We start from the raw sequence: 10,664 nt of genomic DNA on the forward strand, positions 1-10,664 counted from the left end.
GTGTCGCGCGGTCAGGACCTGGCTTCAAGCCGGTCCTGACCGGGATCGACAGGTCCGGTCAGTCCTTACGGATGCCGGTCGCGAGCGTGTATTCGTCGGTGCGGGCCTGGACCTTGACGCCCTTGCGCGAGGCCCAGGTGTTCAGCTGGAAATGCGTCGGGATCAGGCCGACATCATTCATGCCGATGTCCATCGCCTCGGCCAGGGCAGCGTCGCGCTTGGCGTCGTCGACGGTGCTCAGCGCCTCGACCAGCTTGGTGTCGAAGGCCGGGTTGGAGTAGCGGCCGCGATTGGTCGCACCCATGCCCTTCTGCGGATCGAAGGTGGCGAGCAGCGCCTTCAGCGAGTCCGAGGATTCACCGGTGCCGGCGCCCCAGCCGACCAGGATGAAGGAGAACTCCGGCACGTTGCCCTGGCCGCCCTGCGAGGCGCGGGTGAAGAAGTTCGCCGACGGCAGCGTCTCGACCTCGGTCTCGATGCCGAGACGCGAGAACATCTGCGCCACCGCCTCGATGATCTTGGTATCGTTGAGGTAGCGGTTGGTTGGCCCGTGGAGCTTCATCTTGAAGCCGTTGGGATAGCCGGCCTCAGCGAGCAGCTTCTTGGCGCCGTTGAGGTCATAGGCGACCGGCTTCAGCTTCTTGGAGGTGCCGAAGAAGCCATCGGGCAGGAGCTGGCCGGCGGGGATCGCCTCCTTCTCCATGATGCGATCGACGATGCCCGGGCGGTTGATCGCCATCGACAGCGCCTGGCGGACCTTGAGGTTGCGCAGCGGGTTCTTGATCTCCGAACCGTCCTTGCCCTTGATGAAGGGCGAGACCTCGCGGAAGTGATCCATGTGGAAGTAGATCACGCGGTTCGAGACCGTGCTGGCGACGCTGAGCTTGGCGTCGCCCTTGAGGCGGGCGACGTCGGAGGTCGGCACGTTCTCGATCACGTCGAGATCGCCGGCCAGCAGCGCCGCGACGCGGGTCGGTGCCGAGGTGATCATCCGGAAGGTGACCTTCGACCAAGGCTCCTTGCCCCCCCAGTAATTCTCGTTCGGGGTCAGAACGACGCGGTCGCCGGCGACGTACTCGGCCTGCTTGTAGGCGCCGGTTCCGCCGGTGGTGCACTTGCCGAGGTTGAAGTCCTCGGTGGTGGTGTCCTTGCACTTGGCCGGGATGATGCCGAAGGTCGAGAGGTCGGTCGGCACCAGCGGCGCCGGCGCCGCGGTCTTCACGCGCACGGTGAAGTCGTCGACCTTGGTGAACTCCTTGCCGCGGACATAGGCCGAGAAGCTCGACGGGCTCTTCGGCACGTTCGGGGCGCGCTGCATGGTGGCGATCACGTCGTCCGCCGTGAACGGCGTGCCGTCATGGAACTTGACGCCCTGGCGCAGCTTGAACTCCCAGGTGGTGTCGTCGATCGCCTTCCAGCTCTCGGCCAGCAGCGGCTTCAGCGCCTGCTTCTCGTCCTGGCCGACCAGTGGCTCGTAGATGTGTCGCGCCAGCATGTTGTTGGGCGAGACGTTGTGATAGTGCGGATCCATCGCGCTGAGTTCGGCTGACAGGCCGATCTTGAGCTCCTGGGCCGATGCAAGGCCGGCGATGGTCATGACCGGAGCTGCCAGAATGGCGAGCTTGAGAGCTTTCAGCCCATTGGCGCTGAACGTTTTCATTCCGAACCTCCCGATGGCTTCATGGCGCCATCTTTCACAACTGAGCCGCGCGTGGCGAGTCGCCGGATTGGCCGGTCTGCCCCTGACCTCGCCCGCCCGGGCTTGTAGAACGAAATCATATACCTGTAAATTATACAGCGGGCGCTTTGATATAATCTCGTTGCATAAGCGGATGCGAAGCGTGGATAGGGGCGGGACGCGATCATGGTGAACACGGCGAGCGCCGAGCGGCGGCCCCCGAGCTTGCGAGAACTCGAAGTGCTGCAGGCTATGATCGCGACCCGCAAGACCGTGGCAGCAGCGCAGATGCTCGGGATTTCGCAGCCCGCCGTATCGCGGGCGCTCGCGGCGCTCGAGGCGCATGTCGGCCGCCCGCTGTTCGCGCGCGAGGGCGGCAGGCTCGTGCCGACTGCAGACGCCTTTGCGCTGGACGCGGAGGCGCAGCCGATCTTCGCGGCGCTCGACCGGTTGAACCGCTGGCCCGGACAGTCCGTTCAGGCGAGCGTGCTGCGCATCGCCACGCCGCCGACCCTGGCCCAGTTCGTCCTGCCGCCGGTGCTGGCGGAATTCCGCCGGCAGGAGCCCGATGTCGTCGCCAATGTCGAGATCGATACCAGCTCGACCGTGATCACGCAGGTCGCCGACCGCGCCGTCGATCTCGGGCTCGTGGACATGTCCGCATCTCATATCGGCATCCACGGCAAGGCTATCCGGGAGGCCGTCGCGCATGTGTTGATGCCGGAGGATCACCCGCTTGCCGACCGCGATGTTCTCGGGCCTCAGGACCTCACCGAAGAGCCGATCATCGCCCTCGCACGGCGCTTTCCGGAGCGCATCAAGGTGGAGCAGGCCTTCGCCGACGCCGGCGTGGCTCTACGACTGGTCGGGGAGGGCACGGCAGCCGTCTTCGTCGCCGAGATGGTTCGGCAGCGCGTCGGTCTGGCTTTGCTGAACCCGTTTCCGCTGACATTCGGCGGCATGCAGGGGCTGGTGGCCCGCCGCTTCGCGCCGGCCATCGCCTACCGGACGATGCTGCTGTTTCCGTCCGCCGGCTCGGTCGCGCCCGCAGCGCGTCGATTTGCCGATCTGCTCGTTGCGATGTTGCCGGAAGACGGTCTGACCATGCCGATCAGATAGAGCCAATCTGATCGGATCCGGCGCTGGTGCTCAGAACGCCTTGAAGGTGATGATCGTGTGGGTATCGGCGATCTCGGGGATCGACTGCACCTTCTGGGCGACGAAGTGGCCGATATCGACATCGGCCGCGACATGGAATTTGGCCAGGATGTCGTAGTTGCCGGCAGTCGAATAGATTTCCGAGGCGATCTCGCGGTCGGCGAGTTCGCTGGCGACCTCATAGGTCTTGCCGAGCTTACATTTGATCTCGACGAAGAAGGTCTGCATCGCTTGGCTCCGGAATCCTGTCGCCTCTGGATAGAGCCTGCTGCGGGCGGGTCAAGCGCCTGCGAGTTCGGCGATGCGGCGTGTCATGGCGCTTTCCGGATCGGGGATCGTCTCCAGCACGGTGAAATGGTTGGCACCGTCGATCTCTTCATAGCGCGTGCGCACGCCTTCCAGGCCCCAGACATCGGTCAGTCTTCGGCTCTGCTTGAGGTATTCGGCGCTCTCGGCGCCACCGACGACCGCATCCATGACGAGCCCGGACGGCGCCGGCCAGAACAGCGGGCTTTCGAGTTCTGCCCCCTCCATCGTCAGGCCGAGGGCCTTGTTGATGCTGGTCTCGGTCAGCGGCTTCAGATTGTAGAGGCCGGAGATGCCATAGGCGGCCGGAACGACGTGTTCGGGGAGCTTGGCGTCGACATTGCTCCAGTCGGTCGCCAGCAGGCAGGCGGAAAGCTGGCCCCCGGCCGAGTGCCCGGCTGCGACCACCGGCAGGTTGTAGCGCCGCCAGATCGCCGCTGCGGCCTGCTGCAGCTCCCAGACGATATGCCCGACCTCGACCTGCGGGCACAGGTCATAGCCCACGACGGCGACCGGAACGCCGCGAAGATTCAGTCCGCGCGCCATGTGGGAAAAGAAACTCGGATCGAGCGCCTGCCAGTAGCCGCCATGGATGAAGAGCACGATCGCCTGGCTCTTCACCGCTTCCGGCTTGAACAGGTCGTAGGTCTGGCGCAGGCCCTCGCCATATCGGATGCCGAGCTCGCTGACGGCGACGTCGCGATAGGCCGCCGCATCGCTTGCCCAGTCGGCGATGATGCCGGGATGCTCCGGCACACGGGCGCGGTTGTTGTATTCGACTTCGTAGTCGGGGGCCGTGCTGCTGTCGGTCATCTGATCCTGGGCCGCGCCTCACCGGGGCAAGGCGTCTGCTCACGTTTACGGTTGGGCGAAGGCGCTGACCTGCCCCATGCCGCACTGTGCGCCATGGGCTTTGACAGGTCGAGAGACAAACGCGACAAGGCGGTGGCCGTTCCGCCGGAGATGCCAGATGGACAATCCCGTTCTCGCCGAAGTCACCCGTGGCAGCACGGTCGAATCGCGTCATCGTGGCACGGCGATTGTCGTCGATGCGGACGGGGCGGTCGTGCTTTCTCTGGGGGATGTCGAGCGCCCGGTCTTTCCGCGCTCGGCAGTGAAGGCGCTGCAGGCCCTGCCGCTGCTCGAAAGCGGCGCTGCCGATCGCTATGGCCTGACTCCGGCCGAGATCGCGCTCGCGGTCTCCTCTCATTCCGGTGAGGAGCTGCATGCGCAGACCTCGCTCGGCATGTTGAGGAAGGCCGGCCGCGACGCCGGCTGCCTGGAATGCGGTGCGCATTGGCCGATGGGCGAGGCGGCGGCGCGGGCGCTCGCCAAGGCTGGTCGCGAGCCGACAGCCCTCAACAATAATTGCTCCGGCAAGCATGCGGGCTTTGTCTGCCTGTCTTGCGGCATCGACGAGGACCCGGCCGGCTATGTGAAGGCGGGCCACAAGGTGCAGCAGGCGGTTCGCGCCGCACTTGAGGAGGTGACCGGCGCTGCGCACAAGGCCGAGCTCTCCGGCACCGATGGCTGCTCGATCCCGACCTATGCGGTGCCGCTGAGGGCGCTGGCGCTCGGCTTCGCCCGCTTCGGCACCGGCAATGGCCTGGGTCCGAAGCGCGCGGAGGCGGCGCGGCGCATCCGCGAGGCAGTCGCCGCCAACCCGTTCATGGTTGCCGGCACCGGCCGCTTCGACACGCGTTTCATGGAGGTCTTCGGCGCTCGCGCCTTCATCAAGACCGGAGCCGAGGGCGTCTATTGCGGCACGCTGCCGGAGCTCGGCTATGGCATCGCCCTGAAATGCGATGACGGCGCCGGCCGCGCCACCGAGATCGCCATGGCGGCGCTGGTCGAGCGCTTCCTGCCGCGGCAGGGCGGCGACGAGGCGGCCTTCGCGCCCTTCCGCGAGACGGTGATGAAGAACTGGAACGGTATCGAGGTCGGCCGCGTCCGCGCGGCGGAGGCGTTGCGGTCGCGCGCTTGACGGAGAATACGGTGCGGCGCGAGGGTCTGAGTCCGCCTTCGGTTTCGCGCGATGCCGCCTGCTTCCCTTTCAGATGAAAGCCCCGTTGTGCCCGGCCGCGCCGGCTCCTTTGGCCGCGACCTTCTCGCCGGACTGACGCTCGCGGCGATCACCATCCCCGAGCAGATGGCGACGGCAAGGCTCGGCGGCTTCGAGCCGCAGATCGGCTTCTATGCCTTCGTTGCGGCGACGCTCGGCTTCGTCCTGTTCGGCGCGAGTCGCCTGCTGACGGCGGGCGCGGATTCGACGATCACGCCGATCTTCGTCAGCGGCCTCGCGGCGCTGGCGGCGGGCGGGGCGATTCCTGCGGGCTCGGCGACCCTGCTCGCGCTGCTGGTCGGGCTGGTGCTCGTCGTCGCCGGCCTGCTCCGGCTCGGCTGGATCGCCGATCTCTTGTCCGTGCCGGTGCTGACCGGCTTCCTCGCCGGCATCGCCGTCCATATCGCCGTGTCGCAGCTTCCCGGCCTGCTCGGCATTCCTGGTGGTGGCCATCACATCGCCGGCCAGATCGCGGCGCTCTGGCACGGGCTCGGCGGCGTCAACCCGATCTCGCTGGCGATCGGTGTCGCGACATTCGCGATCGTGAACCTGTGCGAGCGCTTCGCGCCGCGTGTGCCCGGGGCATTGCTGGCGCTCGTGGGGGCGACAGCGGCAGTTGTTTTCTTCAAGCTGGAGACGCGCGGTGTCGCGGTGCTCGGCGCCTTGCCTTCCGGCGGGCCGAATTTCGCGCCGCCGGTGCTCGACTGGGCCGATATCCGCAGCCTCGTCCCGCTCGCGCTCGTAATCGCCTTGGTGGTGATGATGCAGACGGCCACCGTAAGCCGTTCCTTCCGCGATCCCGATGGCGCCGAGCCGAAGATCGATCGTGATTTCATCGGGATCGGCGCGGCGAATCTCTTCGCCGGGCTCGCCAGCACCTTCCCCGTCAATGCCAGCCCGCCGCGGACGGCCGTGGTCGCCGAGAGCGGCGGACGCTCGCAGCTCGCGGCGGCGACGGCGGCGCTGATCGTGCTGGCGCTCGCAGTCGCGGGCGGCTCGCTGCTGGCGCAGGTGCCGGTGGCGGCGCTGGCCGGCGTGCTGCTCTTCGTGGCGCAGCGCATCGTCCGGGTCGAGGTCATCCGGCGGATCGCCGGCCAATCGCGCTCCGAATTCGCGCTTGTGCTGCTCACCGCGGTCGCCATCGTCTGGCTGCCGGTCGAGACCGGCGTCGCCGTCGGGATCGGCCTGTCGCTGCTGCACGGGGTCTGGATGACGACGCGCAGCGAGCCGATCGAGCAGTTGCGCATCCCTGGCACGACCATCTGGTGGCCGCCCGAGCCCGCCCGCCAGGGCGAGCAGGTCGACGGCGTGCTGGTGATCGCCTTTCCGGCGCCGCTGCTCTTCGCCAACGCCGAGACGTTCCGACTTGGCGTCCTCACATTGCTGGCGGAACGAAAGCCGGCCTTGCTCGTGCTGGACGCCGGCGGCATCCCGGCCATCGATTATACGGCAGCGCAAGGCTTGCTTGCTGTGGCGGCGGCCTGCCGGAAGCAGGGCGGAACCTTCGCCATTGCCCGGGCCGAGTCGGTGCGGGCGCTCCAGGCCTTGCGGGACTTCGGCGTGACTGCCGAGATCGGGGCGGAGCACGTCTTCCATAGCGTCGAGGAGGCGGTGAGGGCGCTCGCGCCCGCTAAGGCCGCGACCGTCAGCTGACGGAATTGCCCTCGATCCGGATGCCGGCGGCGCGCTTGTCCTCCGCTTTGGTCAGATCACCGGTCACTGCCTTTCCGAACTCGGTGCCGACCACCGCGCCGAGCTTCGCCTCGCTGATCAGATTGTTGGCGATCAGCGCATTGCGCTCCTTCGCGACGAGCGAGACCGAGATGCCGATCCCGGTACGCCTGATGACGTTGCCGGTCGCGACGAGGTTGCGCATCGCCCAGGACCAGCCGAGCGAGATACCGACCTCGCTGGCGTTCTCGATGACGTTGCCTGTTACTGCTGCTTCCGCCTCGACATGCACGCCCGAGCCGCCGACGAGCTCCTTGCCCTTCGGCGCCAGCCCCTTCTGCGCATTGCGGATGATGTTGTTGGCGAAGACCGCGAGCCGCCCGCCATGATCGAGATTGGTGATGTTGGCGCCTTGGGCGCAATCCTCGACGAGGTTGCCCGCAATGATCGCGCCCTCGAAGGCGAACTCGGAATAGAGCGCGGTCTCGCCGCAGCGCCGGCCCTGATTGCCGAGCATCTGCACGGCCGAGCCGGAATTGTTGCGGATGAAGGTCAGCGCGCAGTCGCGCAGGCTGTTGCCTTCGATCAGGACGCCGCCGGAACGGAAGAGACTGATGCCGTTGCCGTTCGGCCCGTCGCCGCCGCCATCATTGCGGATGCGGTTGATCCGGTTGCCCCTGACGAGGCTCTGCTCGTCGCCGGCCTGGCTGCGCCAGAGCTGGATGCCGTTGTTGCCGCAATCCTCGACCGTGTTGGCTTCGATCGAGAGCCCGCGCGAATCCAGCGAGAACAGCGCCGAATCCCGCATCGAGCGGAAGCGGTTGCGCTCGATGCGCCCCGCGGTCCGGTTGAGCGTCAGCCCGACCGAGCCGGCATTGGCGAACTCGCAATCGGACAGTGCGAGATCGAGCACCTCCTCGGCATTGAGCAGACCGCTGCGCTGGCCCGCCTTGATGTCGAGGCCGTCGAGCACGATCCCGGAAATCGCAGCCCGCTTGATCCGCCGCGCGACCAGCAGCGGCCCCGCTTGCGCGGCGATGAACTGGGTCGCGCCCGGGACACCGATCAGGCGGGCATTCTCGGGCAGCACGACATTGCCGATGCGATAGCGGCCGGGGGCGACGATGAGCGGCGCATCACGCTTCACCGCCTCGACCAGCGCAGCCTGGAGAATACGGGACTGGTCCTCGGCCGAGCCGGGCCGCAAGCCGAAATGCGTCGCCTCTAACCCTAGTGTGCCGAGCGGGGTCGGGGTGGTGGGACGCGGCGCCTGTGCCAGGACGGGACCAGTGGAGGCCGCGACCGTGCCGAAAAGGGCCGTGCGCAGCCAATCGCGGCGCGAAAGCGTCATCGAAGCCTCCATCATGGTCGCAACGGTTCAAGAGATGTGCCGGAGGCAGGGCGCCGGCGCTGAGACTACAGCCCGAGCGCCCTGGCGATCTCGTCGGCGGCGGCGGTCGGGGCCATCTCGCCCGCGGCGACGGCCGCTTCCAGCTTCGGCGTGCGCGCCTTCAGGGCCGGGTCGTGCCGGAGCTTGGCCTGCAGCCGGTCCTGCACCATCGCCCAGATCCATTTGACGTCCTGCCGCCGGCGCTTCTCGGCGATCAGGCCCTTCGCCTCGAAGCGGGCGCGATGCTCCTCGACCTTCGCCCAGAGCGCGTCGAGGCCGGCTCCGGTCAGGCCGGAGATCGTCACCACCGGCGTCGACCACAGCGGCGAGGTCGGCGCCAGGATGTGCAGGGCCGCCTTGTATTGTGCTGCCGCGGCGCGCGCCGCGGTCGCTCCCTCTCCATCGGCCTTGTTGACCGCGAGCATGTCGGCGAGCTCGATGATGCCCTTCTTGATGCCTTGCAACTCGTCGCCGGCATTGGGCAGCATCAGCACCAGGAAGAAATCGGTGAGATCGGCGACCGCCGTCTCCGACTGGCCGACGCCGACCGTCTCGACCAGGATGACGTCGAAGCCCGCAGCCTCGCAAAGCAGCATGGTCTCGCGCGTCTTGGCGGCGACGCCGCCCAGTGTGCCGGAGGAGGGCGAGGGGCGGATATAGGCGCTGGGATCGACGGCGAGCCGGGCCATCCGGGTCTTGTCGCCGAGGATCGAGCCGCCGCTGCGCGTCGAAGACGGATCGACCGCGAGCACCGCGACCTTGTGGCCCTGGCTCGTCAGATAGCTGCCGAGCGCGTCGATCGTCGTCGACTTGCCGACCCCCGGCACGCCGGTGATGCCGACGCGAAAAGCCTTGCCGGTATGCGGCAACAGGCGGGAGAGCAGGGCCTGCGCCTGCTCGCGATGGTCGGCGCGCCGGCTTTCCGCGAGCGTGATAGCCCGCGCCAGCGCCGCGCGCTCGCCCTTGAGAATCGCATCGCCGAGCGCTGTGAGGTCGACCATACCCGCTGGTAGCAAGAGAGCGGGCGCAGCGGAAGCGAGGCTTTCGGAGGCGGAAGTGTCATCCCCGCTCTTGCCAAGCAGCAGGGAGGGTGAGACGAGTCGCGCCGGTGCGGAGAGCGTGTCTCGTGTCCGGTTTGCGGTCTTTTGTTCTGGCTTTGCTGTTGCCGCTCGCGCTCGCCGCCTGCGGCGGCCCGCCGCGCGTATTGGTAGTTTCTGCGGCGAGGCCTGAGGATACCGCCGGCGCGGTCCGCATCTTCGTTGCGACCTCACGAGCCACGACCAAGCAACCCGAATATTTCAGCGGCGAGCGCAGCGCGTCGGTTGGGTTCGCGCGGCTCGATATCAGCGTGCCGCGCAGCCACCAGGTCGGCCAGCTCGAACTCCCGGGCAGCGTCACGAGCGCCGGCGATCCGGCCAGCCATTTCACTGTCGGCGGCGTCGAGCGCCTGACCGAGCCGGAGATCCTGAAGCAGGTGCGGGCGGAGATCGCGCGGCGGCCGCAAGCGGACCGGGAGGTGCTCGTCTTCGTCCATGGCTTCAACACCAATTTCGCCGATGCCGCCTTCCGCTTCGCCCAGATCGTCACCGATTCCGGCTTCAAGGGCGTGCCCGTGCTGTTCACCTGGCCGTCGCGCGCGCAAGTCCTCGCCTATCCCTATGATCGCGACAGTGCCGATTTCTCGCGCGATGCGCTCGAGATCGGTCTGCGGGCGATCTCGAGCGATCTCGGCGCCAACCGCTTCGACATCCTCGCGCATTCGATGGGGACGCTGCTCACGGTCGAGACCCTGCGGCAAGCGGCGATCCGCGGCGATGGCAGCTTCGGCGGCAAGCTGCGCAACGTCATGCTGGCGGCGCCCGACATCGATCTCGACGTGTTCAAGACCCAGCTTGCAGCGATCAAGCGGCCGGTCACCGTCTTCGTCTCGTCGGATGACAAGGCGCTCGACTTCTCGCGGCGCATTGCCGGCGACAAGGCGCGGCTGGGCGCGATCTCGGAGAAGGATACCGACCTCGTCGCCGATCTGCGCCGGTCGGGGGCGACGATCATCGACTTGTCGAAGGATCGCAGCGGCGACGACTACAACCACGGCAAGTTCGCGACGACGCCGCGCATCGTCCAGATGATCGGAAAGCGGCTCAGCGCCGACGGTCTGGATGGCGGAACGGGCGGCGGCATGCTCGGCCTTGACTCGAAGGCCTCGCCCTCTTTCGCAGCGCGTGACAAATAGCTGCCTAATTCTGGCCGCGTTGGTCTGGCCTTAAGGTTCTGCGGCCAGAAGGTCCGCGTCCCCCAATTCCTGGATTTCGCCAGTGACCTCGCCTTCGCGACACGCCGTTTCACGCCGCTCCTTCGTTGCCCTCTTCGGGCTGGGGCTGGCCGGTTGCGCGCAGAGC

Annotated in this window: 9 protein-coding genes; 4 read left to right on the forward strand and 5 right to left on the reverse strand. The window is 67.4% G+C overall.

Annotated elements, in window-relative coordinates:
- Window positions 1-58: 58 nt before the first annotated feature.
- Window positions 59-1,660: an ABC transporter substrate-binding protein gene (locus ACQKLX_RS25875; RefSeq protein ID WP_427364431.1), complete on the reverse strand. Its 1,602-nt coding sequence runs from the start codon at window positions 1,658-1,660 to the stop codon at window positions 59-61.
- 204 nt (window positions 1,661-1,864) lie between these two features.
- Here ACQKLX_RS25875 and ACQKLX_RS25880 point away from each other — a divergent pair, with 204 nt between their 5' ends.
- A complete protein-coding gene (locus ACQKLX_RS25880; protein WP_427364432.1) occupies window positions 1,865-2,797 on the forward strand; it encodes a LysR substrate-binding domain-containing protein in 933 nt (310 codons plus the stop codon).
- A gap of 30 nt (window positions 2,798-2,827) precedes the next feature.
- On the opposite strand, the gene ACQKLX_RS25885 is transcribed toward ACQKLX_RS25880, so the two are convergent.
- Together ACQKLX_RS25885 and ACQKLX_RS25890 are read right to left on the reverse strand one after the other, a co-directional pair.
- Window positions 2,828-3,064, reverse strand: coding sequence for an Lrp/AsnC ligand binding domain-containing protein (locus ACQKLX_RS25885; protein ID WP_038361355.1), 237 nt, complete (start codon window positions 3,062-3,064; stop codon window positions 2,828-2,830).
- Between the two features lie 51 nt (window positions 3,065-3,115).
- Window positions 3,116-3,955 carry an alpha/beta hydrolase gene (locus tag ACQKLX_RS25890; RefSeq protein ID WP_427364433.1) on the reverse strand — a complete coding sequence of 280 codons (840 nt, stop codon included), beginning with the start codon at window positions 3,953-3,955 and terminating at the stop codon, window positions 3,116-3,118.
- A gap of 157 nt (window positions 3,956-4,112) precedes the next feature.
- On the opposite strand from ACQKLX_RS25890, the gene ACQKLX_RS25895 reads away from it, so the two are divergent.
- Together ACQKLX_RS25895 and ACQKLX_RS25900 are read left to right on the forward strand one after the other, a co-directional pair.
- Window positions 4,113-5,126 carry an asparaginase gene (locus ACQKLX_RS25895; RefSeq protein WP_427364434.1) on the forward strand — a complete coding sequence of 338 codons (1,014 nt, stop codon included), beginning with the start codon at window positions 4,113-4,115 and terminating at the stop codon, window positions 5,124-5,126.
- Window positions 5,127-5,213: 87 nt separating this feature from the next.
- Entirely contained in the window at window positions 5,214-6,857 is a 1,644-nt protein-coding gene (locus tag ACQKLX_RS25900; protein ID WP_427364435.1) for a SulP family inorganic anion transporter, read from the forward strand.
- Here ACQKLX_RS25900 and ACQKLX_RS25905 read toward each other — a convergent pair.
- Complete coding sequence (locus ACQKLX_RS25905) at window positions 6,850-8,226, reverse strand: TIGR03808 family TAT-translocated repetitive protein (protein WP_427364436.1); 1,377 nt, start codon at window positions 8,224-8,226, stop codon at window positions 6,850-6,852. The two genes, ACQKLX_RS25900 and ACQKLX_RS25905, sit on opposite strands and share 8 nt — an antisense overlap.
- 65 nt (window positions 8,227-8,291) lie before the next feature.
- A complete protein-coding gene (meaB, locus tag ACQKLX_RS25910) occupies window positions 8,292-9,266 on the reverse strand; it encodes a methylmalonyl Co-A mutase-associated GTPase MeaB (protein ID WP_427364437.1) in 975 nt (324 codons plus the stop codon).
- A gap of 161 nt (window positions 9,267-9,427) precedes the next feature.
- Here meaB and ACQKLX_RS25915 point away from each other — a divergent pair, with 161 nt between their 5' ends.
- Complete coding sequence (locus ACQKLX_RS25915; protein ID WP_427364438.1) at window positions 9,428-10,498, forward strand: alpha/beta hydrolase; 1,071 nt, start codon at window positions 9,428-9,430, stop codon at window positions 10,496-10,498.
- The last annotated feature ends 166 nt before the right edge of the window (window positions 10,499-10,664 follow it).

The sequence above is a fragment of the Allobosea sp. NPDC003192 genome (genome assembly GCF_050275675.1).
Taxonomy (GTDB): domain Bacteria; phylum Pseudomonadota; class Alphaproteobacteria; order Rhizobiales; family Beijerinckiaceae; genus Allobosea.

Bases quoted from the DNA above. Each gene is read 5' to 3' on its own strand.
- ACQKLX_RS25875 (WP_427364431.1), bottom strand. From the start codon at position 1,660: ATGAAAACGTTCAGCGCCAATGGGCTGAAAGCTCTCAAGCTCGCCATT.
- ACQKLX_RS25880 (WP_427364432.1), top strand. From the start codon at position 1,865: ATGGTGAACACGGCGAGCGCCGAGCGGCGGCCCCCGAGCTTGCGAGAA.
- ACQKLX_RS25885 (WP_038361355.1), bottom strand. From the start codon at position 3,064: ATGCAGACCTTCTTCGTCGAGATCAAATGTAAGCTCGGCAAGACCTAT.
- ACQKLX_RS25890 (WP_427364433.1), bottom strand. From the start codon at position 3,955: ATGACCGACAGCAGCACGGCCCCCGACTACGAAGTCGAATACAACAAC.
- ACQKLX_RS25895 (WP_427364434.1), top strand. From the start codon at position 4,113: ATGGACAATCCCGTTCTCGCCGAAGTCACCCGTGGCAGCACGGTCGAA.
- ACQKLX_RS25905 (WP_427364436.1), bottom strand. From the start codon at position 8,226: ATGACGCTTTCGCGCCGCGATTGGCTGCGCACGGCCCTTTTCGGCACG.
- meaB (WP_427364437.1), bottom strand. From the start codon at position 9,266: ATGGTCGACCTCACAGCGCTCGGCGATGCGATTCTCAAGGGCGAGCGC.